The sequence below is a fragment of the Candidatus Eisenbacteria bacterium genome (genome assembly GCA_035577985.1).
Classification (GTDB): Bacteria; Desulfobacterota; Binatia; order DP-6; family DP-6; genus DATJZY01.
In genome coordinates this window covers 14,861-41,303 of record DATJZY010000035.1, presented here as the reverse complement: position 1 = coordinate 41,303, position 26,443 = coordinate 14,861, and the positions used below count along the sequence as shown (strand labels likewise).

Annotated in this window: 22 protein-coding genes; 10 read left to right on the top strand and 12 right to left on the bottom strand. The window is 71.3% G+C overall.

Annotation, left to right across the window (positions count from 1 at the left end):
* Positions 1–37 precede the first annotated feature (37 nt).
* Complete coding sequence (locus VMS22_05655) at positions 38–493, top strand: chemotaxis protein CheX (GenBank protein HXJ33509.1); 456 nt, start codon at positions 38–40, stop codon at positions 491–493.
* Positions 494–503: 10 nt separating this feature from the next.
* Entirely contained in the window at positions 504–878 is a 375-nt protein-coding gene (locus VMS22_05650; GenBank protein ID HXJ33508.1) for a response regulator, read from the top strand.
* 13 nt (positions 879–891) lie between these two features.
* On the opposite strand, the gene VMS22_05645 is transcribed toward VMS22_05650, so the two are convergent.
* Both VMS22_05645 and VMS22_05640 read right to left on the bottom strand, forming a co-directional pair.
* Positions 892–1,665: a methyltransferase domain-containing protein gene (locus tag VMS22_05645; GenBank protein ID HXJ33507.1), complete on the bottom strand. Its 774-nt coding sequence runs from the start codon at positions 1,663–1,665 to the stop codon at positions 892–894.
* A 2-nt stretch (positions 1,666–1,667) separates the two neighbouring features.
* Complete coding sequence (locus VMS22_05640) at positions 1,668–2,900, bottom strand: LL-diaminopimelate aminotransferase (GenBank protein HXJ33506.1); 1,233 nt, start codon at positions 2,898–2,900, stop codon at positions 1,668–1,670.
* Here VMS22_05640 and VMS22_05635 point away from each other — a divergent pair.
* Complete coding sequence (locus tag VMS22_05635) at positions 2,899–4,071, top strand: adenylate/guanylate cyclase domain-containing protein (GenBank protein ID HXJ33505.1); 1,173 nt, start codon at positions 2,899–2,901, stop codon at positions 4,069–4,071. The genes VMS22_05640 and VMS22_05635 overlap by 2 nt on opposite strands.
* Before the next feature lie 206 nt (positions 4,072–4,277).
* Here the strand turns inward: VMS22_05635 and VMS22_05630 are convergent, their stop codons facing one another.
* Positions 4,278–5,330: a zinc-dependent alcohol dehydrogenase family protein gene (locus VMS22_05630; GenBank protein ID HXJ33504.1), complete on the bottom strand. Its 1,053-nt coding sequence runs from the start codon at positions 5,328–5,330 to the stop codon at positions 4,278–4,280.
* A gap of 70 nt (positions 5,331–5,400) precedes the next feature.
* On the opposite strand from VMS22_05630, the gene VMS22_05625 reads away from it, so the two are divergent.
* Together VMS22_05625 and VMS22_05620 are read left to right on the top strand one after the other, a co-directional pair.
* The gene (locus tag VMS22_05625) at positions 5,401–7,206 is read left to right on the top strand and encodes a hypothetical protein (protein ID HXJ33503.1); all 1,806 of its coding nucleotides are present in this window, start codon (positions 5,401–5,403) and stop codon (positions 7,204–7,206) included.
* A complete protein-coding gene (locus VMS22_05620; protein ID HXJ33502.1) occupies positions 7,203–7,661 on the top strand; it encodes a GNAT family N-acetyltransferase in 459 nt (152 codons plus the stop codon). The genes VMS22_05625 and VMS22_05620 overlap by 4 nt, the downstream gene beginning before the upstream one ends.
* Before the next feature lie 130 nt (positions 7,662–7,791).
* Here VMS22_05620 and VMS22_05615 read toward each other — a convergent pair whose 3' ends face one another.
* The 3 genes from VMS22_05615 to VMS22_05605 are packed head-to-tail and all read right to left on the bottom strand — an operon-like array spanning position 7,792 to position 10,616.
* Positions 7,792–8,364 carry an NAD(P)H-dependent oxidoreductase gene (locus VMS22_05615; GenBank protein HXJ33501.1) on the bottom strand — a complete coding sequence of 191 codons (573 nt, stop codon included), beginning with the start codon at positions 8,362–8,364 and terminating at the stop codon, positions 7,792–7,794.
* A gap of 1 nt (position 8,365) precedes the next feature.
* Positions 8,366–9,418, bottom strand: a complete 1,053-nt coding sequence (locus VMS22_05610; protein HXJ33500.1) for an acyl-CoA dehydrogenase family protein — start codon at positions 9,416–9,418, stop codon at positions 8,366–8,368.
* 19 nt (positions 9,419–9,437) lie between these two features.
* Complete coding sequence (locus VMS22_05605; protein ID HXJ33499.1) at positions 9,438–10,616, bottom strand: acyl-CoA dehydrogenase family protein; 1,179 nt, start codon at positions 10,614–10,616, stop codon at positions 9,438–9,440.
* Positions 10,617–10,745: 129 nt separating this feature from the next.
* On the opposite strand from VMS22_05605, the gene VMS22_05600 reads away from it, so the two are divergent.
* Both VMS22_05600 and VMS22_05595 read left to right on the top strand, forming a co-directional pair.
* The gene (locus tag VMS22_05600) at positions 10,746–12,734 is read left to right on the top strand and encodes an FG-GAP-like repeat-containing protein (protein HXJ33498.1); all 1,989 of its coding nucleotides are present in this window, start codon (positions 10,746–10,748) and stop codon (positions 12,732–12,734) included.
* Positions 12,735–12,791: 57 nt separating this feature from the next.
* The gene (locus VMS22_05595; GenBank protein HXJ33497.1) at positions 12,792–13,343 is read left to right on the top strand and encodes a hypothetical protein; all 552 of its coding nucleotides are present in this window, start codon (positions 12,792–12,794) and stop codon (positions 13,341–13,343) included.
* Positions 13,344–13,352: 9 nt separating this feature from the next.
* On the opposite strand, the gene VMS22_05590 is transcribed toward VMS22_05595, so the two are convergent.
* Positions 13,353–16,025: an ATP-binding protein gene (locus VMS22_05590; protein ID HXJ33496.1), complete on the bottom strand. Its 2,673-nt coding sequence runs from the start codon at positions 16,023–16,025 to the stop codon at positions 13,353–13,355.
* 95 nt (positions 16,026–16,120) lie between these two features.
* Between VMS22_05590 and VMS22_05585 the strand changes: the two genes are divergently transcribed.
* A complete protein-coding gene (locus tag VMS22_05585) occupies positions 16,121–17,350 on the top strand; it encodes a response regulator (protein ID HXJ33495.1) in 1,230 nt (409 codons plus the stop codon).
* Between the two features lie 326 nt (positions 17,351–17,676).
* On the opposite strand, the gene VMS22_05580 is transcribed toward VMS22_05585, so the two are convergent.
* A complete protein-coding gene (locus tag VMS22_05580) occupies positions 17,677–18,804 on the bottom strand; it encodes an FIST N-terminal domain-containing protein (GenBank protein ID HXJ33494.1) in 1,128 nt (375 codons plus the stop codon).
* Positions 18,805–18,817: 13 nt separating this feature from the next.
* Positions 18,818–19,711: a glycosyltransferase gene (locus tag VMS22_05575; GenBank protein ID HXJ33493.1), complete on the bottom strand. Its 894-nt coding sequence runs from the start codon at positions 19,709–19,711 to the stop codon at positions 18,818–18,820.
* Between the two features lie 81 nt (positions 19,712–19,792).
* Here VMS22_05575 and VMS22_05570 point away from each other — a divergent pair, with 81 nt between their 5' ends.
* Positions 19,793–21,361, top strand: a complete 1,569-nt coding sequence (locus tag VMS22_05570) for an adenylate/guanylate cyclase domain-containing protein (protein HXJ33492.1) — start codon at positions 19,793–19,795, stop codon at positions 21,359–21,361.
* A gap of 15 nt (positions 21,362–21,376) precedes the next feature.
* On the opposite strand, the gene VMS22_05565 is transcribed toward VMS22_05570, so the two are convergent.
* Both VMS22_05565 and VMS22_05560 read right to left on the bottom strand, forming a co-directional pair.
* Complete coding sequence (locus tag VMS22_05565) at positions 21,377–21,988, bottom strand: class II aldolase/adducin family protein (GenBank protein HXJ33491.1); 612 nt, start codon at positions 21,986–21,988, stop codon at positions 21,377–21,379.
* A 225-nt stretch (positions 21,989–22,213) separates the two neighbouring features.
* Positions 22,214–24,376, bottom strand: a complete 2,163-nt coding sequence (locus tag VMS22_05560) for an acetate--CoA ligase family protein (GenBank protein HXJ33490.1) — start codon at positions 24,374–24,376, stop codon at positions 22,214–22,216.
* Between the two features lie 88 nt (positions 24,377–24,464).
* On the opposite strand from VMS22_05560, the gene VMS22_05555 reads away from it, so the two are divergent.
* Positions 24,465–25,763, top strand: a complete 1,299-nt coding sequence (locus VMS22_05555) for an MFS transporter (protein ID HXJ33489.1) — start codon at positions 24,465–24,467, stop codon at positions 25,761–25,763.
* Here the strand turns inward: VMS22_05555 and VMS22_05550 are convergent.
* Entirely contained in the window at positions 25,735–26,349 is a 615-nt protein-coding gene (locus VMS22_05550) for a glutathione S-transferase family protein (protein ID HXJ33488.1), read from the bottom strand. The genes VMS22_05555 and VMS22_05550 overlap by 29 nt on opposite strands.
* Between the last annotated feature and the right edge of the window lie 94 nt (positions 26,350–26,443).

Genomic DNA, 26,443 nt, shown 5'->3' with positions numbered 1-26,443 from the left:
TGCGCGGCACGACGGTTGCTTCGAAGCGGTTGGAAGCATGAGTGCCCCGCTCACGAACTCGATCCAGCAGGTGGTCGAGACCGTCTGGTCGACGCTGCTCGGGCTCGACGTCCAGCGGCTGCCGGCGCCGCCGGCGTCCGGCGTCGACGACGCGTGGGCAGGGACGGTTCGCATCAGCGGCGCGTGGGACGGCGAGGTCCGCGTGCAGTGCTCGTCCGAGCTCGCGCACCGGGCCGCCGCCATCATGTTCGCGCTCGACCGCACCGCCATCAGTGCGGCGCAGGCCGAGGACGCGCTGCGCGAGCTCGCGAACGTCACCGGCGGCAACCTGATGGAGGTGCTCCCCGGTCCGTGCGAGCTCTCGATGCCGTCGGTGTGGAGCGGATCGACCGTGCCGCGCCAGCCCGGCAGCCTGATGCTCTCCCGGGTCTTTTTCGACTGCGAAGGTGAGCCACTGGCGGTCGTCATCATTCGGACCGCCTCGGCGAGTTGAGGTGCCAACGATGCGAGCGATCATCATCGACGATTCCAGGGCCATGCGTGCGGTCCTCGGACGCATTCTCGCCGAGCTCGGCTTCGAGGTGTTCGAGGCCGACAACGGTCGCGAGGCCCTCGAGCGCCTGCACGAGATCGGCTGCACCGACCTGGCGCTCGTCGACTGGAACATGCCAGAGATGAACGGGTTCGAGTTCGTGCAGGCCGTGCGCGCCGAGCGCGAGTTCGACGCGCTGCGCCTCGTCATGGTGACGACCGAGACCGAGATGACGCGCGTCGTGAAGGCGCTCGGCGCCGGCGTCGACGCCTACATCATGAAGCCGTTCGCGAAGGCGGCGGTCGTCGAGCAGCTGAAGCAGATCGGGCTGCTGTCCGCGGCTTGAGCCCCGCCCCCGCTCACTCGAGACGCCGCGCGACCAGCGCCGTCTCCCACAGCGAGAACCAGGCCGTGCCGTCGTCCGCGAAGCGCGGCGCCAGGAGCGGCCGCGCCGACGCCGGCAGGTCGCGCAGCATCTGGAGCAGGTGCGCCTTGTCCGCGTCGCCGACGTGCATGCGGTCGGCCCACGGCCCGAACTCGAACTCCTTCGCGAAGGTGCGCGTGGCTTCGACGTGCAGGCCCGCGGACTCGACGAGCGCGACCAGGCGCGAGAACGGCAACACCTCGTGGTGCGACGGATCGCGCAGCCGCTCGTAGTCGTTGTAGGCCCGCGCACCGGCGGGATCTTCGACCGCGATGTTGTCGGCGAACCCGAGCGTGCCCTGCGGCCGCAGCACCCGGGCGAACTCCCGCATCGCCGTCGCGGGATGGGGGAAGTGGTGGAAGGCGAGCCGGCATGTGACGAGGTCGAAGCTGGCGTCCGCGAAGGGCAGGGCTTCGGCGTCGGCCAGGCGCGTGTCGACGTTCGCGAGCTCGCGCTCGCGCGCGAGGCGCGCCGTCTCGGCGAGCATCTCCGGGGTGATGTCGGTCGCGACCACGTGCGCGACGTGCGGCGCGATCGCGCAAGCGGTGTGCCCGGCGCCGGTCGCGACGTCGAGCGCCTGCCAGGTGGCGGCCGGCGCGAGGAACTCGAGGAGGATCGTGAGGCTGTCGCCGCGCGCGTGCACGTCGCTCGTCGCGTAGGCGCGCGCCGACCGCCCGAACTGCTCGCGCACGAGGTGTCGCGAGTCCATGCTCAGAAGACCGGGCGGATCTGCTTCAAGCGCTCCTCGGCCGCGGCCATGAGCGCGTCCTCCGCCCGCTCGTCCGCCGCTTCGTAGGTGACCGAGAAGCGCAGGTGCGGTCCCGCGTCGTCCCAGGGCACCACGACGATCGAATGCTCGCGGATGAGGAACTGGCTCGCCGCCTCGGCGTCCTCGAAGCGCAGGCCGCCGGCGGTGCCCTTCGGCGACGGGGTGTACAGGAAGTAGGAGCCGCCGGGCATCTCGCAAGTGAAGCCGCAGCGCCCGAGCATCGCGACGAGCTTGCGGAGCCGCCGCTCGTACTTCGTCTTCGTGCGGACGGGAATCGACGGGTCGTCGAGCGCCGCGATCGCCGCCTTCTGGATGGCGATGAACTGTCCGGAGTCGCTGTTGTCCTTCACGTCGGCGAGCGCCTGGACGAGGCGCGGGTGGCCGCAGAACCAGCCGATGCGCCAGCCGATCATGTCGAAGCCCTTGGAAAGCGAGTGGATCTCGATCCCGACCTCCCTGGCGCCGGGCACCGCCAGGAACGAGAGGGGCGCGCCCTCGAAGGTGAGGCAGGTGTGTGCCGCATCCTGCACGACGACGACGTCGTTCTTGCGCGCGAAGTCGACCACCTTGCGGTAGAAGTCGACCGTCGCGACGCGGCCCGTCGGGCTGTTCGGGTAGTTCAGGACGAGCAGCTTGGCGCGCCGGCGGACGTCGGCGGGAATGCCGTCGAGGTCGGGGAAGAACTGGTTCTCCCGCAGGAGCGGCAGGCGATGAACCTCGCCGCCGTAGTACTTCGTGTGCGTGCCGGCGACCGGATAGCCGGGCACGGTCATGAGCGTCACGTCGCCGGGGTTGATGAAACAGGCGGGAACCATCGCGAGCGCCGGCTTCGAGCCGATGCAGTGGTTCACCTCGGTCGCCGGATCGACGGTCACGCCGAAGAAGCGCTGCATGTAGCGCGCGACGGCCTCCTTGAAGGCGGGGATGCCGTTGTCGGCGTAGCCGCGGTTCTCGGGCTTGGAGATCTCCTCGACCATCACGCGGCGCACGTTCTCCGGCGCCATGCCGTCGTTCTCGCCGATCCCGAAGTCGATGAGCGTCCGCTCCGGATGCTCGGCCAGGGCCTGCCGCTTCGCGCGCTTGATCTTCTCGAACTTGTAGATGTCGGTGCCCTTGCCGTAGCCCGCGCCGCCGATGCGTTCGGCGAACAGGCGCTGGAAATAGGGATCGCTCATGATGAGCGTGTCCTACGACGCGGCCGGCGGCGAGGCAACCTTGCGTTGCTCCCGTGCGAGTCGTATCGGCGCGTTCATGGACGTCGCTCCCTACGAAGCCGCCGGCCTGTACGATCCCAAGGCCGCCAACGCGAGCGAGCGCCAGGAGCTCCTCGAGTGGCTCGCCGCGCGCGGCATCACGATCGAGCAGATGGTCCACGCGCAGCGCGAGACCTCGCTCACCGGCCTCGCCGCCGACCTCGCCCTGCGTCCGGGCCGTCGCTTCACGGCGGACGAGGTCGCAGCGCGTGCCGGTGTGCCGGTCGAGCAGGTGCTCGGGTTGAGCCTCGCCGCCGGTCTCAACGTCGCGCGCGACGAAGCCGTGTACTCCGAGGGCGACGTGCAGATGTTCGCGGGGTTCGCGGTGGGGCGGACGCTGTTCGGCGAGACGGCGACGCGGCGGTTCACGCACACGATCGGGTCGGCCCTGGGCCGCGTGGCCGAGGCGGCGGTCACGCTGTACCAGGTGAACGTCGAGGGCCCGATCCGGGCCGCGGGAGGCACCGAGCTCGAGTTCGCGCAGCAGAACCTCCGCGCGATCGAAGCGCTGCAGGTCGTCGAGCGCATCATCCACGTCCTCTTCCGCGCCCACGTCGAGTCGGCGATTCGGCGCCTGCGTCTGGCGCGTCCGCGCAAGTCGGCCGACACGGCGCTCCTCGCCGTCGGCTTCGTCGACATGGTCGGGTTCACGACGCTCTCGCACCGCATCTCGACCCAGGAGCTGGGGGAGGTGGTCGAGCGCTTCGAGGAGACCGCCCACGACGTGGTGACGGCGCTCGACGGCCGCCTCGTGAAGGTCATCGGGGACGAGGTCATGTTCGTCGTGCGCGATCCGGCCGCAGCCTGCGACATCGCCCTCACGCTCGTCGAGCGATTCAAGGGCGACCCCGCCGTCACGCCGCGCGGCGGCGTCGCCGTCGGCGAGCTGCTCGTCCGCAGCGGCGACTACTACGGCCCGATCGTGAACCTCGCCTCCCGCGTCGCGCAGCTCGCGGTGCCGAACGAGATGCTCGTGACGGCCGAGGTCGCGGCCGCGGCGAGCGGGAGTCGTCTCCGGTTCGAACCCGCCGGGAAGCGCATGCTGAAAGGGCTCGACGAGCCGGTGACGCTGCTCGCCGTCGAGCGGGCGTGACTCGTCATGCGCGGGCGGGTGAGGGCGCCGGGTGGGAGTGCCGGCTCACGGTCCTCGCGCACCCCCGCCCCGCCCGCAGCCGCCACCCACCGCGCTGCGGAGATCGCCTGCACCCCCACCCGACACCCTCACCCGCCCTGGCAATGACAGGATGCTCGCCGCGCTCCACCCTCGGGCCCGACCCGAGCCGTGGCTCGGGTCGGCGACTAATATTGGGCGATGACCGTGACGCCGAGCGTGCCGAACTTGTCCATCGACTCGAGCACGCCGCTCGCTTCCTCGAGCTTGATCTTGCGGTGGACGAGCTTGCCGGGGTTGAGACGGCCGGCTTCGACCATCTGCAGCATGCCGCCGAAGTGCGAGGCTTGCATGCCCATCGAGCCGAGGATCTGCACCTCTTTCAGGACGATGATGTCGATCGGGAGCGAGATCTCGCCCTTCTCGGCACTCGAGGTGAGACCGATCTGGACGTGGCGACCGCGTTTGCGGACGCACATGACGGAGTTGCGGCAGGTCGCCGCCACGCCGAGGGCGTCGATCGAGACGTGCGCGCCGCCGTTCGTGAGGCCCATGATGGCACCGATGGGCTCGTCCTTCGACGCGTTGATCGTGTGCGCGGCGCCTTCGCCGCGGGCGGCGGCGAGCTTCTCCTCCGACACGTCGACGGCGATGACGCGCGCCCCCATGGCGGAAGCGATCTGCACCGCCGAGAGCCCGACGCCGCCACAGCCGTGGACGGCAACCCACTCGCCGGGCCGCACGCAGGCCTGATCGACGACGCCGTGGAACGCCGTCATGTAGCGGCAGCCCATGCTGGCGGCCGAGACGAAGTCGACGGCGTCCGGCAGGCGCACGAGGTTGACGTCGGCGTAGGGCAGGCCGACGAGCCGCCCGAAGCCGCCCCAGTATGCGACGCCCGGCACGAGCGGCGTGTCGCACACGTTGTGGTGGCCGGTGCGGCACCACTCGCAGGTGCCCTCGCCCTGGCTGAACGGCACGAGGACGCGGTCGCCCTTCTTCCAGTTGCGCACGTTCGCGCCGACTTCCTCGACCACGCCACAGAACTCGTGGCCGAAGACGTGCGGAGTCGGAAGCTGGATGCCGACCCAGCTCCAGTCGCCCGTCCACAGGTGCCAGTCGGTGCGACAGATGCCGTTCGCCTCGACGCGGATGATGGCGCCGTCGGGCGCGCAGGTCGGATCGGGCATCTCGCGGACGACGAGGGGCTTGCGGACTCCTTCGAAGACGGCTGCGCGCATGGGTGACTCCTTCTGCGGGTGGATTGTCGCCTGCTTACACCTCGCCGGTCGGCCGGGTAAACCCCGGGCGATGCCGCGCCTTCGATGGATGGTCGCTGCGCTCGCGGTCGCGCTCGGGTCGGCGCGCGCCGAGGTGGTGCTGCGCCGCCACGGCGACGTCGTGCTGTCCGGCGTCGAATTCGAGATCGGCGCGAACGGCCACGACACGTCGGGGCTCGCGTGGCGCCAGTCCGGGGACGCAGCGGTCGGAACGCTTCACACCCCCGTCGTCGACGCGACCGTACGCCTCGCTCCCGCGGGCGGGGCGATCGGGCTCGACGTCGAGCTCGCCTACGTCGCGCCGGCGACCGTCGACCACGAGGTCGTGCACCTCCGGCTGGCGGGCCCGGCGCGCGCGCTCGGTCGTGACCTGCGGCTCTCGGCGCTGACGTCGCCGGTTCGCGTCGGACCGGGAACCCCGGCCGTCGTCCTCACACCCGCGCTCGCCGTGACGGCCGACGGCGGCTTCGCCGCCGCGCGCTTCGCGCCCCATCGCGACGAGGTCGACGTCGAGCTGATCCTCGACGACCGCGCCGCGCATCCCTTCTCGGTCTACGACACGTGCCTCGAGCGGCTGCCGAGCCCGCCTGATTGGAGGGCGCTCGAGCGCCGACATCCGGAGGATCGTCTGTCGCGGGCCGCGGGCGAGCGCGTGCGGGCGCACGCGACGCTGTACGCGCTCCGCGACGGCCGGGGCGCGCTCCCGCTCGTCGTCGAGCGATGGCCGGCGGGAGCGAAGGCGGCGCTCGTCTTCACGGATCACGCCGACCGGACCGATCCGGCGGCGCTGCGCGCCGTCCTGTACGGCAGCTCGACGGGCGGCGGCGCCGCCCAGCGCGGATTCATCGGCCGCGGCCTGGCCCTCACCAAGACGTTCTTCGCCCGTGGCGGCGTCGGCACGCTCGCCGACGACGAGTCGGCGCGCCAGCTCGCCGACGCGCTCGCCCAGTCGGGCAGCGAGGTCGGCAACCATTCCATCACGGCGCACGCCGACGCGCGCGAGCGGGTGCAGGACGCGCTCGACGTCTTCGCGCCGTGGCACGCGACGACGTGGGTCGATCACGAGCCGTACACGAACTGCGAGGCCGTCTCGAACCAGGGATGGGACGACCGGCCGCCGTTCGGCGTCCGCGACCTCCTCGCCGCGCGCGGCTATCGCTGGCTGTGGGCGGCGACCGACGAGAAGAGCGGCGAGCTCGACCTCTTCGCCGTCGAGACGCCGGTCGTGTTTCCGCTCCCCGCCGATCCGCGGCTGTGGGTGTTCCGGAGCACGTGGTTCGCGGCGGCGCCCGACGCGCTCGCGCATCGCCTGCGCGACGAGGCGCTCGACGATCTCGAGCGCCGCCGCGGGCTCGCCGTGCTCCACACCTACCTCTCGCCGTCGGCGCAGACGACGCCGACGCCGGCGTATCGGCGCATGCTCGTCGTGCGTCCTGCCGCGAGCGGCGGGCTCGAGATCGCCCCCGTCTTCGACGCCATGCTGGCACGTCTCGCGACGCGCGCCGCGGCGGGAACCCTCCTGGTCGCGCCGTGGCGGGAGGTCGGCGACCGGCTGCGGGCGCTCGCCGACGTCGTCGTCCGCTACGCGCCCGACGGAACCGCCGCGGTCGAGAACCACGGTGCGTCGCGCATTCGCGGCGTGACGCTTGGCGTTCCAGGCCAGGGTCTCGACCTCGACGTCGGCGGCGCCGCGGTCGCCGGCCGTCGCGCCGACGCGGACGGGACGTCCGTGTGGCTCGATCTCGACGCGGGCGCCGCCGTCACCGTGCGCGCATCACGGGCGGGAGCGCCGGTGTCGTTCTTCCGGCTCGAGGACGTGGTAGTGGAGGCGCGATGACGATACGCCCCCTCGTCGCGGCGGACGTGGCGGTGCTGGCGCCGGCGATCGCCCGACTGCCGCTCCTCGCCCGCTACCGGCGCGACGCGGCGGCGCTCGGACGCGATCTCGCCGACGCGCTCGCGCGCGGCGACGGCCTCCTCGCTGCGGACGACGGCGGCGGTGCGTGCGGGCTCGCCTGGTTCCTCCCGCGCGGGACGCTCGCCCTCGGCGGCTACCTGCGACTCATCGCCGTCGCACCCGGACGCGAAGGTGCGGGCGTCGGCGCGGCGCTACTCGCCGCCTTCGAGCGCGCCGTCGCCGCCGAATCCCGACATGCGTTCCTGCTCGTCAGCGACTTCAACACGGACGCCCAGCGGTTCTACGAGCGCCACGCCTACCGCCGCGTCGGCACGCTCCCGCGCCTCGTCCTCCCCGACGCCGACGAGCTGCTCTACTGGAAGCAGCTCGCCTGAGCCGACTCCCGAACCCACCATGCGTACCCAGCATGTCGCGCCGGCTTTGCCGGCCGCGACATAGCGCTCGCGCGTGCCACCCGCGCCACACCCTCGCCCCCGACCCGAGACGAAGTCTCGGGTCGGCACCTCAGTAGGGGACGCCGCGGGCGCGCTCGGCGGCGAAGGCGCGCGCGTACCACTCGAGCTCGTCGAGGAAACGTTGCACGCGGCGCTCCCACGCCGGATCGCGCGGCGTGCCGTCGTCGTCGAAGGCGTCCTGCACCTTCGGGACCGGGACCGAGCTCGGGATCGAGGGCATGCCGAGCTCGGCGAGCGTGTCGCGCAGGTGCGAGGCGGCGCGCACGCCGCCGAACGATCCCGCGGAGTACGACACGATCGCCGACGGCCGCCAGAACCATTCCTCGAGGAAGTGGTCGAGGACGTTCGTCAAGCCGGGTGGCGGCATGTGATTGTACTCGCCCGTCACGACGACGACGCCGTCGGAGGCCCGGATCCAGCCGGCGATCCGCTCGAGCAGCTCGGGCGCGGTGCCCTTGGGATACTCCTTGTACATCTTGTCCAGCAGCGGCAGCCGGACGTCGACGGGATCCACCAGGACGACCTCGTGGCCGCGGCCCTGGAGCTGGCGCAGGACGAAGCGCGCCGCCTTGATCCCCTGGCGCGCGGTCCGTACCGACCCGTAGACGACCAGGAAGTGCAGATCAGTATCCGGCGGCGGCGAGCACGCGCTCGAGCTGCGCCTCGGTCGACCCGTAGTGCATCTCGTAGGTCTTCGCCCGCTTGAAGAAGAAGTGGACGTCGAGCTCCCAGGTGAAGCCGATGCCGCCGTGCATCTGGATCGTCTCGGCGCACACGAGGCGCGCCGAGTCGCCCGCGTAGGCCTTCGCCGTGGCACAGGCGAGCGCGGTCTCGGGATCGTTCTCGGCCAGGCACCACGCCGCGCGATAGACGGCCGAGCGCGACGACTCGGTGCGCAGGAGCATGTCGGCCATGCGGTGCTGCAGGGTCTGGAACGTGCCGATGGGTCGCTTGAAGGCTTCGCGCGTCTGCAGATAGCCGAGCGTGATCTCGAGCGACTTCCCCATGATGCCGAGCAGCGTCGCGCTCGCGCCGACGGCCGCGAGCAGGTCGGTGCGCTCGAGCAGCGAGGTCGGGCCGAGGAGCGTCGCAGGGTGATCCAGCGCGACCTCGCCGAAGCGCTGTGCGAGATCGATCGTCTGGAGGGCCTTCACCTCGAACGGACCTCGTGCGAGCGCGAGGCCCTCGGGCGTCGTCACGAGAAGCGCGTCGGCCGAGTCGGCGAACGGCACGAAGTACTTGGTGCCCTTCACGCGACCGTTCGCGAAGTGCGTGGTGTGCTTCGCCTCGCCGGCGAAGGGCGCGTTGCGCCACGCGATCGTGACGATCTTCTGCCCCGCCGCGATCTCGCGCAGGAGGCTCTCCTGCTTGCCCGCCGTCGCGAGCGTCGCCGCCGCGAGCTGCACGTCGAAGAGGGGCCCGGGCAGACAGGCGCGGCCGGCCTCTTCGCACACGATCGCGAGCTCGAGCGGGCCCAGCCCCTGGCCGCCAGCCGACTCCGGAACGAGCAGGGCGGGGTACCCCATCTCGGCGACCTGGCGCCACGCCGGCGTCTCGAAACCGCGGGCCTCGTGCTCCATCACGCGGCGGGTCTTCTCGAGCGGGAACTCCTTCGCGAAGAAGTCCCGCGTCGAGCTCTGGAGCAGCGTCTGGTCTTCGGAGAGGTCGAACTTCATCGGCGATCCTTCGGCGCGTTCAGCGCGGGTCCTGCGGCAGGTTCAGCACCCGCTTGGCGATGATGTTGCGCTGCACCTCGGACGACCCCGAGTAGATGGTGCCGGCGCGCGACCACAGGAACTCGCGCGCCCAGTCGACGTCGGGACGCGCGTGCGGGCTGAGGCGCAGGAGCTGGCCGCCCGGGCCGAGCAGGTCGATCGCCGTCTCGCGGAAGCGCTTGTCGAACTCGCTCCAGTAGATCTTCTCGATCGACGATTCCGGGCCCGGCACCTTGCCGTCGGCGAAGTTGGCGAGCGTGCGGATGCCGTTGGCGCGCATGACCTCGTTGTCGACCATGAGGCGGGCGATCTTCTCGCGCGTGGCCGAGTTCATGCGGCCGTGCTCCTTGCACGCGTCGGCGAGGAGCTTGATGTCGCGCCCGAAGCGGACCGAATACGCGAGCGACATGGCGCCGCGCTCGTAGGCGAGCACGGTCATGGCGATGCGCCAGCCCTCGCCGATCTTGCCGACCAGGTTCTCCTTCGGAACGCGCGCGTTCTCGAAGAACACCTCGCCGAACTCGCTCTCGCCCGTGATCTGGCGCAGCGGTCGTACGGTGATCCCCGGCGTGTCGAGCTTGGTGAGGATGAACGAGATGCCTCCGTAGCGGTCCTTGGGGTCGGTGCGGGCGAGCACGAAGATCCAGTCGGCCCACGGCCCGAACGTGGTCCAGACTTTCTGGCCGTTGAGCACGAAGTGATCGCCCTCGATCGTCGCCGTCGTCTTGAGCGACGCCAGGTCCGAACCCGCGCCCGGCTCGCTGAACCCCTGGCACCAGATCTCCGTCCCCTCGAGCATGGGCGGGATGAAGCGCCGGCGCTGCTCCTCGCTGCCGTGGTGGATGAGCGCGGGACCGAGCAGCCCGATGCCCAGGATGTTCAGGATCTGCGGCGCGTCGGCGAGCGCCATCTCCGCTTCGAAGATCGACTTCTCGACCTCGGTCGCGCCGCGGCCGCCCCACTCCGCAGGCCAGTCCATTCCGAGGTAGCCGGCCCGGTAGAGCTTCTGCTGCCAGGCGCGGCGGAACTCCATGAGGCTGTCCTCGGTGTGCGTGGGATCGCGGAGCTCCTCGCGCCACGGTCGCGCGAGGTTCGCCTTCAACCAGGCGCGAAGCTCGTCGCGGAACTTCAGATGCTGGGGGGTCAGCTGGAGGTCCATCGAGGTTCTGTACGTTCGGCTGCTGCGCCGTGTCAACGGGGCGTCGCGTGGCCGGCGGCGGGGCACCGCGGGCGCGCCATGTCGCGAAAAACGCTCGGCACCCGCGCGGCGGCGTGGTAGAGGCGCCACATGCACTTTCGGAACGGGCGTCGGGTTTCGCTTCTCGTGGTCGCTGGGAGTCTCGTCGCGCGCCTGGCGGCGGCGAGCGAGCCGGTGGTCGTGTCGACCAACCCGGTGCGACACACCTTCGCGCCGGCGGGGACGACGATCGCGATCACGTTCGACCAGGCGATCCTGCCGTCGTCGATCGACTCGGCGAGCGTACGGGTCTTCGGGCGCGCGACCGGGACGGCGGCCGGGTCGTTCGCGCTCTCGAACGCGAACAAGACCGTGACCTTCACCCCGACGCGGACCTTCTCGGCGGGCGAGACCGTGCTGGTGAACCTCTCGCACGACGTGCGCGCGGCCGACTCGACCCCGCTGCGCAGCGCGGGCTATGCCTTCGAGTTCATCGTGCGCTCGGCGGCCGTCGCGCGCGTCTACGAGCCCATCGACGTCATGTCGAACCGAACTGGCGGCAACGGCGGCCCGCACACGCAGATCTACGGCGCCGTGCAGACCGATCTCGACGGCGACGGCTGGATCGATCTCGCCACCGTCAACGAGACGAGCGCCGACCTGCGCGTCTTCATGAACCGAGGCGATGGCACGGGCCTCTACCAGCCGTTCCTCACGCCGGTGCCGATCGGCGTCGAGTCGAGCCCGAACGAGCCGGCCGACTTCGACAACGACGGCAAGACCGACATCGTCGTCTCCGCGACCGACAGCGGTGGGGTGTGGATCCTGCACGGGAACGGGGACGGCACCTTCGGCGGGTCGCAGAGTATCCTCACCGGTACCACGCCGCACGGCGTCGTCGTCCTGGACGTCGACGGCGACGGCGACTTCGACATCGTGGACGCCGTCGAGGGCGACAGCCAGCTCGCGCTGCTGCTCAACGACGGCAGTGGGACCTTCGGGTCGCCGAGCTATTTCGACCCGGGCTGCAGCGGTCCGTGGGGCCTCGCCTCCGCCGACATGAACAACGACGGCATCATCGATCTGGTGGCGGGCTGCGTGATCGACGAGCGCGCCGCCGTTCTGCTCGGCAACGGCGACGGCACGTTCACGGGCATGCCATCGCAGGACGCGGCCGGACCACCATGGCAGGTCGCGGTGGGCGACGTCGACGGTGACGGGAACGTCGACGCGGCGCTCGGCAACGCAGCCCCGGCGAGCAACGGCGCGCTGCTCCATGGGAACGGCGACGGGACGATGGCGCTGCCGGTGACGGTGCCGATGCCCGGGCACGTACCGGCGAGCGACCTCGGCGACCTCGATGGCGACGGCGATCTCGACTGGGTGCTGTCGAGTTACGGTGCCGGGCTGTGGCGCATCTACGTCAACGACGGATCGGGGACCTTCACGTTCGACCAGGACATCCCCGCGGTCTCGAACCCCTCGTGCGCGGTGCTGCTCGACTTCGACAACGACGGCGACATCGACCTGGCGCTCTCCGACGAGATCGCCGACGTCGTGCTGCTGCTGCGGAGCACGAACGGCCCGAACCCGCTCTGCCCATCGGCACCCGCCGCGTGCCGGACCACCGTCCTTCCCCGCAAGTCGTCGTTCACCCTGAAGGACAAGTCGCCGGACACGCGCGACCAGCTCGTGTGGAAGTGGGCCGGGCAGGCGACGCCCAAGGCCGACTTCGGGTCGCCGGCCACGACCGACGATTACGCCCTGTGCATCTACGACGCCGCGGAGCTGGTCGCGAGCGCCACCGCAGGCGCCGGCGCGTCGTGGACCGACAAGCCGACCAGCCTCGTCTACAAGAACACGGCGCTCACGCCCGACGGCACCCAGAAAGTCCTGCTGAAGGAGGGGCTGGTCGACGGCAAGGCGAAGATCGCGTTCAAGGGCAAGGGCGTGCCCCTGCTCATGCCGGCGCCGATGTCCTTCACGGGTCCGATCGCCGTGCGCCTGCACCGCAGCGGCGGCGCGACCTGCTGGGGCGCAGATTTCAGCCCGCCGTTCTTGAAGCAGGACACAGCCAGCTTGTCGGACAAGTCGGACTGATTGCACCTCCGCGAAAGTGATTGACAGGGTGGGGGGACCAGTTGCAGGGTGTTCGCGGTGGTCCAGCCAGGCGCCGTCGATCCCCTCGAGGCCCTCAAATGGGTGGTGGACGCCGCCCACAGCCTCGCGCGCGATCTGCAAGGCGACGAGCTGCTGGCGCGGCTGGTGAAGGTCTTCGAGAAGATGCCCCCCGACGATCGGCCCATCGTCGTTGGCGCACTCGAGCGTGAAGTCCAGATCCGGACGCTGTCGCAGGACGTGGCGGAGACACTCACACAGGTCGAGCTGCGCCCGAACCCGAACGCACGCATCTACCTCCGCGTCATCGACCAGGAGAACGCCAACAACGAGGTCGAGACGATGGCCATGATGCGCGCCGTCCACAGCGTGCAACGCGGGATCGACGCGCTCGATCCGACCTGGAGCACGATGATGGCGACGACGCTCCGGGAAATGGATCCGACGGCACGCGAGCGGATCGACGACTTCAACCGCGCCATGCGTGTTCTCCTGGACGAAGCCGCCAGCAGCGCGCCGCCGGCCCGCGAGGCCGCCCCGCCGAGCGAGGTGACCCGGACGCCGGACGACGCCGCGCGCGTGCGAAAGTAGCCGGCGCGGCTACCAGCGCAGGTTGCCGAGGCCGGAGAGCGAGGCGTCGAGGCAGGCGACCAGTCGCTCGCAGAGCGGCCCGGTCTCGTCGGCGCGGCCGGCGAGACACGCGGCCTCGACGCCGCCCGTGAGCTCCGCCAGCGACGTGAGCCCGACGTTGGCCGCGATGCCCCCGAGTGCGTGGGCCGCGGCGCGCATCGCCGGCAGATCGCGCCCGGCGCACGCGGCGGCGAGACGCTCGCGATGGGGTCGGGCGTGTCCCGGCAGGTCGGCGATCAGCTGGCGCACCTTGTCGGCGCCGATCGAGTCGGCGAGCAGACGCAGGTACGCCTCGTCGATCGTCGCGTCGCCGCGCTCGGTCGATGCAGGTGGCGGCGCCGGCGCGGGTGGCACCGGGCGACCGGACGGCGCATGGCGCGCCAGCACACTCGCGAGCAGGATCGGGTCGATGGGTTTGGGCAGCGCGCCGTCCATGCCGGCCGCCTGCGCGCTGTCGGCCTCGCTTCGCATCGCGCTCGCGCTGAGCGCGAGGATCGGGACCCGTCCCTTGTCGCCCGGCAGCCGGCGGATCGCGCGCGTGGCTTCGATGCCGTCCATGCGCGGCATGTGCACGTCCATCAACACGACGTCGTAGGTCTGCGCGCGCACGGCGTCGACGGCCGCCGCGCCGTCGCCGACCACGTCGACCACGTGACCGCGCCGGCCGAGCAGGCCTCGCGCCACCTGCTGGTTCACGAGGTTGTCCTCGGCGAGCAGGATGCGCAGCGGCGGCACCGGGACCTCGGCGCGCGCGCTCGCCGCGACCACGGGGCCCTCGGCTGGCGGGAAAGGGACCTCGATCCAGAACGTGCTGCCGCGTCCGGGTGTACTGTCGACGTCGATCGTGCCGCCCATGGCTTCCGCGATTCGCTTCGAGATGGCGAGCCCGAGGCCCGTGCCGCCGAAGCGCCGCGTGATCGAGCGGTCCGCCTGCGCGAACTCCTGGAACAGGGTCGACCGCGCCTCGGGGTCGATGCCGATCCCCGTATCGGTGACGGCGATCCGCAGGCGATGGCGCCCGGCGGCCTCGCCGAGCGCGGTCACCTCGATGCGGACCCATCCCGCCTCGGTGAACTTGATGGCGTTGCCGACCAGGTTGAAGAGGATCTGCCGCAGGCGTCCGGGGTCGCCGCGCAGCGCGCGCGGAACGCCGGACGCGAGCGTCGACGTGAGCGAGAGTCCCTTCTGGCGCGCCCGCGATCCGAGCAGCGTGGTGACGTTCTCGACCACGGCGCCGGGGTCGAAGTCCGTCTCCTCGAGCTCGAGCTTCCCGGCCTCCATCTTCGAGAAGTCGAGGATGTCGTTCAGGATGGCGAGGAGGGCCTCGCCGGAGTCGCGGATGATCTCCACCTGATGGCGCTGGGTCGCATCGAGCGGCGTGTCGAGCAGCAGGTGGATCATGCCGAGCACGCCGTTCATCGGCGTGCGGATCTCGTGGCTCATGACGGCGAGGAAATCGGACTTGGCGCGCGTCGCTGCGTCCGCCCGTTCCCATTCGGCGCGCAGCCGCGCCGCGACGTCGTTGAAGGACTGCACCACGCGGCGCAGCTCGTCGCGGCTCTCGACCACGACCGGCCCCGTGAACTCGCCGGAGAGCATGCGTTTGGAGACGCCGTCGAGCGCGTCCACCGCGCGCGTGAGCGCGAAGTAGAAGCCGAGCCAGAGGTAGACGACGACGAACACCGTCGTCACGATCAGCATGAGGAGCATGGTGCGGTGGCGGACGAGGCGCTCGATGCGGGCGGCGAGCAGGCGATCGAGCGCCGCGGCGTCGGCCACCGCCTGGTCGCTCACGCTGTCGAGCGTCCGCGTGACGACGTCGAGCGCGTGGGCGGGGTCGATCCGCGACGGTCGCGCGGTCATGCCCATCCCCGCCTGGTCGACGAGGGCCGCCAGCGCGATGACGGCGCCGCCCGTGACGGTCAGGCGTGGCTCGAGCTCGCCCTCGAGCGACGGGCTCTGCCCGAACGCGACGCGAAGCCCGCGCTCGATGGCCGTCATGTTCGCGCGGACGAGGCCCAGGCGGGCGAGGATCGCGCCGCGGCGCTCCTCGTCGCCCGCCTCGCCCTCCCGCACCGCCAGCACACCCGTGCCGACCGTCCCGACGTGCTCGAGCAGCGCCGGCAGGCGCGTCACGACCGCTTCCATGAGGTAGTACGTGTCGAGATCGGGGTCGAGGATCAGGTTCGAGCTGTCGCCGACCTGCGAGAGGAGCGCGCGGATCGCCGCCACGGCCGGCTTCGTCGACGGGTCGCGATCGACGAGCATTCGGGTGACCTGCGATTCCACCGACGACCACGCCTCGCCCGTATCGAGACGGTCGCCGAGACGCGCATCGACGTCGGCGACGTTGCGCGCCGCGGTCGCCACCTGCGCGCGACTCTCGTCGACCAGCGCGGGGGGCGCGGGCTGGACGATCCGCGCGTCGAACAGCTCGATCTGCGCGAGCAGGCGCGTCAACGGGACGACGTACTCGACCCCGGCGCGTTCCTTGCGCGCGAATGCGATCCGCTGATGGAGCTCCGCGAGCCAGAGATACATCATCAGCGCGATCGGCACCGCGAACACGAGCGAGACGAGGGCGAATTTGCGCGGATAGCTCAGGCGGTTCATGAGGGCGACCGCAGGGCCGAGCCAGCGCATGCGCCCAATCATCGGCGCGCCACCCCGTCGCGCACAACCCCCCCTTGCGTTGGCGCTCGGCCTCTGGGCATGCACCCTCTCGATGGGGTGGCAGGATGCCTAGACAGCTCGACGTCTGCGTCGTCGACGACAGCCCGGTGCAGGCGGACATCGTGCGCGCGCTGCTCGAGCGGGCGGGCCACAAGGTCACCGTCTACCCCGCGAGCCGCGACGCCCTGCGCGAGATCCCGGCCCGGGCGCCGGACTGCGTTCTCACCGACCTCATGATGCCCGAGGTGGACGGCTACGAGCTCTGCCGCCGCCTACGCGAGGTGCCCCAGCTCGCCACGACCAAGATCGTGATGATGTCGACCAAGGCCTACCCGTTCGAGCGCAAGCGGGCGTTCGACCTCGGCGCCAACGGATACTTCGTGAAACCGCTTCATCCCTCGACCTTCGCGCACGAGCTCGAGCGGATCGTCACCGACGCGCTCACGATGACGTTCTGGGGCGTGCGCGGCACGCTGCCGGTCTCGCGGCCCGACGCGCGGCGCTACGGCGGCAACACCGGCTGCGTCGGCCTGGAGTTCGCCGACGGCCACCTCTTCGTGTTCGACGCCGGCACCGGCATCAAGGCGCTCTCGGATGCCCTCATCGCCGCGAAGCGCAGCCGGATCGAAGGGACGATCTTCATCACGCATCCCCACTGGGACCACATCAATGCGCTGCCGTTCTTCGTGCCCTTCTACGTGCCGGGGCACAAGTTCGAGATCTGCGGCTGCAAGCACGGCGACGTCGGCGTGCGCGAGCTGCTGTCTGCGCAGATGGACGGCGTCTACTTCCCGGTGACGGTCCGCGAGTTCTGCGCGAGCCTCACGTACCGCGACCTCGCCGAGGGCACGTTCGAGATCGCGGGCGTGCGGGTCTCGACCATGCTCCTCAGCCACCCCGGCAACTGTCTCGGCTATCGGGTCGACCACGGCGGCAAGTCGTTCTGCTACGTGACCGACAACGAGATCTACCCGCCGCAATCGGAGTTCTACTCGCCCGAGTACGTCGAGCACCTCGCCGACTTCACGCGCGGCGCCGACGTGCTCATCACCGATTGCACGTATTCCGACGAGGAGTATCCGCGCAAGCTCGGCTGGGGCCACTCGTCGGTGAGTCAGGTGGTCGACCTCGCGGCACGCGCGTGTCCCAAGAAGCTCTATCTCATCCACCACGATCCGGATCAGAGCGACGCCGCGGTCGACGCGAAGCTCGCTGCGGCGCGCAGCATGCTGGCGGCGCGCGGCACGCCGACCGAGGTCGTCGCGCCGGAGGAAGGGGCCTCGTTCGACATCTAGGAGGCCGAGCCAAGACTCCGTCTTGGCTCGGGGGAGGACGCGAGAATGTCGCGTCGGTGGTACGCGCGACCGGCATGCCGCGGCCGGCGAAGCCGGCGCGGCATCCGAGGTACGCGCGACGTTCCAGGACGCCGGCGCTGGACCAGGGCGCCGGTCATCGTCGTTGCACCACGACCGCCGGCGTTCGGCCGGTGTGGTGGCCGTCGCCCCCCATGCGTTCCTCGGGTGCCGCGCCGGCTTCGCCGGCCGCGGCATGCCGGTCGTGCGTGCCACGCACGCGACATTCTCGCGTCCCCCCCGAGCCAAGACGTAGTCTTGGCTCGGTCCTAGCTGCGCGGGCGGAAGAGACCGAACGCGCTCGTGTAGCCGTGCAGGAAGGTCGTGCCCTGGACCGGGCCGATCTCGCCGTTGCAGAAGAAGCCGCCGAGCGGCACCTCGCCCAGGTGGCGCCGGACCGCGTCGGTGTCGTGATCGGGCCGACCGTAGAGGTGCGCGCCGCGGCCCAGACACGAGAAGAGGAGCGAGCCGGCGGGCTTGCCGCGGTAGCGCCCGAGCATGGCGTCGAGGTCCTCGGCCGAGGTGCGGGCGTCGCGCAGGTGGAACTGCACGACCATGCCGGGCCGCAGGAGCGCGCCGACGGCCACGGCACCCGTCTTGCCGTCGAGGCCGAGCACGTTGCGGATGAGGAAGTCCCCCTGGTGATACTCCTGCTGCTCGCGCATGACGATCCCGAGGAAGAGCGAGCTGCGGAAGAGCTCGCGATCGCGCGGCGTCGCCCGCCGATGCAGATCCGCGAGCACCGCGGCCGGGCTGCGGCCGTCGATCTCCTGGAGCAGGTTGCGCTCGCAGCGCGTGACGAACATGGGCTCGCCGATCTGCCGGCAGCCCTGTGCGACGATCGTGTCGATGACCACGTCGCCCGCGAGCACCACGCCGACGAGCCCGTCGCGATGCACGGCCCCGTCGAGGAAGAGCGCGTTCTCCCCCGGATGCCGGGCACCGCTCGCGACACCGCCGATGACCGTGCTGCCGGGATAGGCGCGGTCGAGCGCGTGCACGAACGATTCCGCGTCGAACGAGAACGGCTCGGGACAGATCACGAACTGCGCCGGACCGTCGGGGGCGACGCGCGGCGGCTCGGGCTCGCTCGTGTGGAACGGCGTGAGGCGCACGCCTGGCAGCACCGCCGCCGTCAGCGAGAACCCCGGCGCCTCCTCCACCTCGTGCCCGCCGCCGATGACGCCGCCGGCCGAGCAGCCGAGTAGCGTGCGGCACTCGAGCCCGGCGCGGACCAGCTCCGGCACGGCGTCGTAGCTCGCCTCATGGTGCGGCGACACGAACACGACGGCGAAATCCGGCGCGACGTCGCCGAGCTCGCGACGCACTCGGGCCGTCGCCTCCGCCACGGCGTCGGCGAGCAGCGGCGCCGTCGACACGGCGGAGCTCCACTTCATGTGGGATCTCCTATCACGACTCCGCCCGCTGGGCGCCAGTGCGAAGACGCATCCACTGATAGCGGGGATGCAGCGGACGGAGAGCAGCCGCGCGCGAGAAGGCGGCGCGCGCGATGCCGACGTCGCCGCGCGCGAGCCGCAGCTCGCCGATCCGGAAGTGGTGACGGGCGAGCCGGGTCTCGACGCGACGCGATCCGACCTCTCGCACGGCTTCCGGCACGCGGGCCGCGAGCTGCTCCAGGATGTAGGCCAGATCCTCGCGCACCTCGAGGCGATCGCGCGTCGTATTGGCGTCGTGCCAGCGGTAGTGGAAGACGGGCCGGTCGACGTAACCCGCGCGACAATGTGCCAGCAGGCGGTAGCCGTACTCGAGGTCGGGCTGCGTACGCAGCCGGGTGTCGAAGTCGCCCACCGCGGCGAACACGCGCCGCGGGACGAGCGCCGTCTGGAAGTACACCGGAAAGCCGTCGAAGAGATCGGCGAAGCCGAGGGGACGCGCGGCGCAACGTGCCCCCAGCTCGCGCGGCACGAGGTGCGCATCGGGCTCGCCCAGACGCGTGCCGTCGGCGAACACCGCGTCGACCTCCGGATGCGCGCGCAGGTACGCCCGCAGGAGGGCCAGGCGATCGGGGAGCGCCACGTCGTCGGCGTCGTGGAAGGCGACCCACTCGCCGATCGCGTGGGCCAGGCCCAGATTGCGTGCCGCCGCCATGCCGGCGTGGGCACCTCGCACCGTGCGCAGCCGGTCGCCGTACGCCGCGAGGATCGCCGGGGTGTCGTCGGTCGACCCGTCGTCGACCACCACGATCTCCCGGTCGGGGTCGGTCTGGGCGAAGATGCTCTCGAGGCTCGCCCGCAGGTAGCGACCGCAGTTGTAGGTCGGAATGATGACCGAGACGGCCGGCATGCGACCGCGCCGACACTAGGGGGTGGGCGGGGGAGCGTCAACGATTGCGTCAGGGTGCCCGCCACGGGCAAGAGGGAGTGGATGGGAAGGCCCGTCGTCGTACCCGGGTGGTTGCTCCTGTCGCTGGTGGTCGTGATCGCGGCGAACCTCGTCGCGGGCGCCGCGACCGCCGTGACCGTGAACCTGATGCACGGCGTGACGCCCTTCGCGATCGCCGTGCGCGAGCACGACGCCGCGCTGCTGCCCCTGTGGCGATGCTTCGCCTACCCGGCGCTCACGGCGGTCACCCTGATCTACCTGTGGCCCCTCATCGCCTACTTCCGTTGCGGGAGGTCGGTCGAGCCGTCGGTCGCCGTGAAGCGCCGCGCCGTCAACGGCCCGTTCGTGATGGCGAGCGTCGGCTTCTCGGGGTGGGTGTCGAGCGTCGTCGTCTTCCCGCTGATCACGATCGCCCACTTCGGGCGCTGGACGCCGGAGCTGATGTCGCAGCACGTGCTGTCGCCGCTCGTGAACGGGTTTCTCGCCGCGACCACGTCGTACCTGGTGGTCGACTGGGTCTTCCGCACGCGCGTCGTGTCGCACGTCTTCGCCGACGGCCGGGCGAGCGCGGGCGCCACGGCGACGCTCGGCGTCGGCGCGCGCCTGGGGGTCTTCCTGGTCGCGGTCGCGTTCGTGCCCTTGTTCACGATGCTGGGGCTCATCCGGGCCGCGGCGGCGCGGCTCGACGCGGGATGGGACATCGGGAAGGTCGTCCCGGAGCTCGTACAGTCGAGCGAGAGCACGTTCCTCCTGTACGTGGCGCTGGGCCTCGTGCTGACCGCGGTCCTCGCGCGCACCTTCACCCGGCCGCTCGCCGAAGTGACGGGAGCGCTGCGTCGCGTGCGTGCGGGTACGCTCGATCAACCGGTCCGGGTCACGTCGGCCGACGAGATCGGCATCCTCGAGGAGAGCGTCAACGCGATGGCAGCGACGCTCCGCGAGCGCGAGCGCATCCTGCAGACGTTCGGACGGGTGGTCGAGCCCGTGGTGCGCGACCGGCTCCTCGCGGGCGACCTCCGCGGCGAGGGCGAGGTCCGTACGGCGTCGATCCTGTTCTGCGACCTGCGTGACTTCACGACCTTCGCCGAGCGCACCGCGCCGCGCGAGCTGGTGCGCACGCTGAACGAGTTCTTCACGACCATGACGACCTGGGCGCGCGAGTGCGACGGCTTCGTCAACAAGTTCATCGGCGACGGCCTCCTGGTCGTGTTCGGGCTCCTCGACGACGCGCCGGGGCGCGGCCCGTCGGACGGTGCCGCGGCCGCGGTGCGTTGTGCGCTCGGCATGCGCGAGCGGCTGGCGCGCCTGAACGAGGATCGGATCGGCCTCGGCCAGATGCCGCTCGGCATGAAGGTCGGCGTCCACACGGGGCCGGTCGTCGCCGGCACGATCGGCGCCGCAGACCGCCACGAGTACACCGTCATCGGCGACACCGTGAACGTCGCCGCGCGCCTGGAGGAGCTCTGCCGGGAGCACGGCTGCGAGGTCATCGTGTCGGCGGCGTCGTGGGAGCTGGCGCGCAGCGGCGGCGCGTGGCTCCCCGAGGCGCACGCCGACGCGATCGTGCCGCGCGGACGCGGCGAATCCGTCAGCGTCTATCGGATCGGCTGATTCCGACCCGAGATTTCAAAAGTCGAGCTTCGGCTCGCGGCCCAGGAGCTTGCAGTGCAGGTAGGCCTGGGCGGAGTCCTCGACGATCTCGGCGCGGTTGTAGGCTTCGAGGAGCGTCGGACCGGACGCTGCGAGCCCGTGGTTCGCGAGCAGCACGATGCGCGTGTCGGGGGCGCGCTTGTAGACGTCGACGACGAGGTCGCGGAGCTTCTCCGAGCCGGCGTCGGCGTAGGGGACGATCCGGATCTCCTTCAGGTGCGCGCGCGCCTGGCCGGTCATGTGCGGCGGCGTGATGCCGCAGATCCCGAAGGCCATGGTCGCCGTCGAGTGCGTGTGCACCACGCCGTTCACGTCCGGGCAGGTGGCGAACACGCCCGCGTGCCAGCGGAACTCCTTCGACGGCTTGAAGTCGAAGTTGTCGAGCTGCTTCCCTGCGAGGTCCATCAAGACGACGTTGTCCGGCTCGGTATCCCGGAAGGTGACGCCGGTCGCCGTACACAAGTAACGATCGGTTCCCGGCACGCGGATCGAGATGTTGCCGCCGGATCCGGCCGTGAGCCACCGCTCGCTCGCCCGGTGGCAGATGTCGGCCAGCTCCTTGCGGAGGTCCTGCAGCGCGCTCCCCATGCCCACCACGACTATCGACGCCCGCCGCGTTTCTCAAACGCCGGCGGACGTCAGTCCCCGGCCGGCTCTTCGTGCCCGCGGCACTTCACGACCGGCAACCGCGGATAGCGGACGTAGTGGGGATCGGCGTCCGCGCGCAGGCAGCGCCAGAATCTGCTGCCGCGCGCCGTGGTCTGGAGGCGGGCATGGCGGCAGATCGAGCACAGGCCGACGTCGGGATCGAGATCACCCGTTCGATCGTCGGAGGTCCGCGTACGCGACGAGCGCGGCGAGGGCCGAGACGGCACGATGCCCGCTCGGATAGCACAGACGTCCCCCGGCGCGAACGGCCGTCGGACCGGGGTTGCCCTCGCCGTAGTAGCGGTCGGCGACGGCGAGCTCGGTCGCGACCAGCACGGGCTTTCCGTAACGCTCCGACGCCTCGCGCGCCGCCTCCGCGTAGCGGCGGTCCTGTCGCTCGTGGAACTCGACGATGCGCTCGAGGCCGTGGTCCGGAAAGAACGGGCCGGTGCGGAGCACGTGGGCCTGGTTCGCCTGCACGCCGAGGCCGAGGAAGACGACCGCATCGACGTCCGCGTGCGCCACCGCGAGATCGAGCACGGTCGGGATCGTTTCGCGCGTCTCGCCGCCCGCGAGGTCGATCGGGTTCTGCCGGCTCCATCGCGACGGCACGAGCGGGTCGATCGCGGCGCGGAGGTCGTCGGGCAGCGGGACGAGATCGAGCCCGGATGCCGCGATCGCGTCCGCCGTGAGCACGCCCCATCCTCCGACCGTCGTCAGCACCAGCACGCGACGGCCGTGCGGCGCGGGCTGGGTCGCGAACGTCGCTGCCCACTCGAACGCCTCCTCGACCGCCCGGGCGCGCAGCGCGCCCGTCTGCCGGCAGATGCCGTCGAAGACGCGATCGTCGCTCGCCAACGCGCCGGTGTGGCTCGCGGCCGCGCGCTGACCCGAGGCGGACGCGCCTCCCTTCAAGAGGACGACGGGCTTGCGCGCCGTCGCCCGCCTGAGCACGTCGACGAAGGCGGTGCCGTCGCCCACGCCTTCGACGTAGGCGACGATGACGGCGGTCTCGGGGTCCGCTGCGAAATAGGCGACGTAGTCGGCGACCGTCGTCTGGGCGGAGTTGCCGGCCGAGATCGCCTTCGACACGCCGATTCCCGTCAGGGTCGCGTAGTTGAGGAGCGACGAGAGGAGGTTGCCGCTCTGGCTCGCGATCGAGATCCGCCCCGCGGGCGGGTAGGGCGCCACGATCTGCGCGCACATCGATTCGGTCGTCGAGACGAGCCCCTGGCCATTCGGGCCGGCGAGGACGAGGCCCGCCTCGTTCGCTGCCGCCACCAGCTCCCGCTCGCGCGCCGCGCCCTCGTCCCCGGCCTCGATGTAGCCGCCGCTCGCGACGAAGGCCGCGCGCACGCCGCGCGCCGCGCACGCCCGCACGAGGGCGGTGTTCGCCGCCGCCGGCGTGCAGACGAAGACGAGATCGGCCGCGCCCTGCGGGACCTGTGCGACGTCCGGGAGCGTCGGGCGTCCGAGGATCTCCGTACCCTCGCGGGCGTCGCGATTCACCGGGAAGATCGTGCCGCGGTAGCCGAACGCGAGCAGATTGTGGAGCGCCGCGAAGCCGAACTTGCCGGGATGCGACGACGCCCCGGCGACGATGATGCCGCGCGGGTGGAAGAGGGGCGCGAACCGCGCGCGGAGCTCGTCGTCGCCCGGCGCCCGCCGGGCCTTCGCTGCGGCGGCCGGCCCGATCTCGACCAGCGCGTCGACGGCCACCGGCGTCGCGCCGCGCACGATGAGCGGATTCACGTCGACGCTCGCGACGTCGGGCCGCTCGGCGGCGAGCCGCCCCAGGCCGACCAGGACCGCGGCCAGCGCGTTGCGGTCGACCGCCGGCTCGCCGCGGAAGGCGCCGAGGAGCTTCTGCGTCCGCAAGCCCGCCACGACACGGAGCGCTTCGGCGTGCGACAGCGGCGCGGACGCGAACACGACGTCGCCGAGCGCTTCGGTGAAGACGCCGCCGAGTCCCAGCATGACGCACGGGCCGAACTGCGGATCCCGAACGATGCCCGCGATCAGCTCGCGGCGCCCGGCCACCATCTCGGCGACGAGGAGCTCCACCGCGCCGTCCTCGGGACGGCGCCGGGCCCACAGCTCCTCCGCGGCGCGGCGTGCGCCGTCCGCGTCGGCGATGCCGAGCCGCACGAGGCTCCGCTCCGTCTTGTGCGCGATGGCGGGGCCGCAGAGCTTCACGACTGCCGGAAACCCGATCGCGCCGGCCGCCTCCGCGACCAGGGAGGGATCGGCGACGAGCCGCTCGCGCGCGACCGGAACGCCGTAGCGCGCCAGGATCTCCTTCGAATCGTGCTCGGAGAGCGTCGGCATGCAGCGGACTTCTATAGGCCGAAAGACCCGGCCGCCGAAACGCCGGGCCTTCCCCGCCGGCCCACGGCCGTCCTATGGTGCGGCCCCGGTGCCCGCCCCGAGCCACTCGCCGGCCTACGCGCGCTACGTGCTCGGGATCCTGTTCGTCGTCTTCGTCTTCAACTTCGTCGATCGCCAGATCCTCGCGATCCTGCTCGAGCCGATCAAGGCCGACCTGGGCGCGTCGGACACCGCGATGGGGTTTCTGACCGGCATCGCGTTCGCGCTCTTCTACACGGTCGCGGGGATTCCGATCGCGCGGATGGCCGATCGCGGCTCGCGCCGCACGGTGATCGCGGTCGGCCTCGCGCTCTGGAGCGGCATGACCGCGCTCTCGGGCATGGCGCAGACGTTCGCGCAGCTCGCCCTCGCACGCGTCGGGGTCGGCGTCGGCGAAGCGGCGTGTAGCCCGCCGGCGCACTCGCTCCTCGCGGACTACTTCCCGCCCGAACGGCGCGCGACGGCGCTCGCGATCTACGCGATGGGCATCCACGTCGGGATCCTGGTGGGGTTCATCGTCGGCGGATGGGCGAACCAGCTCCTCGGATGGCGGCAGGCGTTCTTCATCGTCGGGCTGCCCGGACTCGTGCTGGCGATCGTCGTGCGCCTCACGGTGCGCGAGCCGGTGCGCGGCATCACCGACGGCCTCGCGCACGCGACCGAGATGCCGTCCGTTTCGGAGGCCCTCGGCATCCTGCGCAAGCTCGGCTCGCTGCGGCACATGGCGATCGGCGCCGGCCTGCACTCGTTCGCGGGCTACGGGCTCGCGGCGTGGGGGCCGGCGTTCCTCGCTCGCGTCCATCACATGGGGAGCGCGGAGATCGGCACGTGGCTCGGGCTCATCACCGGCTTCGGCGGCATGATCGGCGCGATCCTCGGCGGCACGCTCGCCGATCGGCTGGGCGCGCGCGACGAGCGATGGCGGCTGTGGGTCCCGACCCTGGCGTCGATCGTCGAGGTGCCGTTCCTGGTGGCGTTCCTCTTGTGGCCGACGCCCGGCCCGGCGCTCGCGATCGCCGTGCCCGGGATCCTCGCGGGAGCGATGTGGCTCGGCCCGGTGTTCGCGACCACGCAGACGCTCGTGCGGCCCGACATGCGCGCGCTCACGTCGGCGGTGCTTCTGTTCGTGATCAACCTGATCGGCCTGGGGCTCGGCCCGCAGGCCGTCGGCGTGCTGAACGACGCGATGAAGGGCACCTTCGGGGCCGAGGCGATCCGCTACTCGCTGCTCCTGGTCGGTCTCACGAACCTCTGGGCGGCGGCGCACTTCGCGCTCGCCGCCCGGGACGTTCGCAAGGATCTCCGCCGGACGACGCGGCTCAGGCCTGCGCGCTCGGGCGCTGCTTGAACGTCTCGTACCAGCGCGCGAGGTTCGGGGTGGCCGAGAAGTCGAGCGCGTTGCCGCCGAAGGCGGCGAACTCGGTGGCCGCGAAGAGCGTACAGTCGGCGATGGTCGGGCGATCGCCGCACAAGAACGGCTTCGCGCCGACCTTGGCGTCCAGCACCTTCAGGTTGTTGGCGAGGCGGCCGCGGGCGTTGTCGGCCGCGTCGGGCGACTGCTTCAGGCGCCCGGCGAAGAACGGGCTCGTGTTCTGGAAGATCGTCGCGACGTTGCCGAGCACGCCGAGCTCGCAGATGCGCTCGGTCTCGCGCACGCGCGCGCGCTCGAGCGGCGTCGTGCCGATCATGGGCGGCGTCGGGTGCAGCTCCTCCAGGTACTGGATGATGGCGAGCGACTCGGTGAGATTGCCGCCGTCGTCGAGCTGCAGCACCGGCAGACCGCCCAGCGGGTTCACCTTCTGGAGGAACTCGGGCGTGCGGTTCTGTCCGCTCATCAGGTCGACCGGCTCGACCGGCAGATCGAGTCCCTTCTCCTTCAGGTAGACGCGGACCTTCTTCGGGTTGGGCGCGATGGCGAAGTCGTAGAGTTTCATGTGCGGCTGTCCTCCCGTGCGCCGTGGTGACATCCGCGAGGACCCGACTCAAGACGGTTCGGGAGCCGCGCCGGCGGCGTGACCGGGCTGCGAT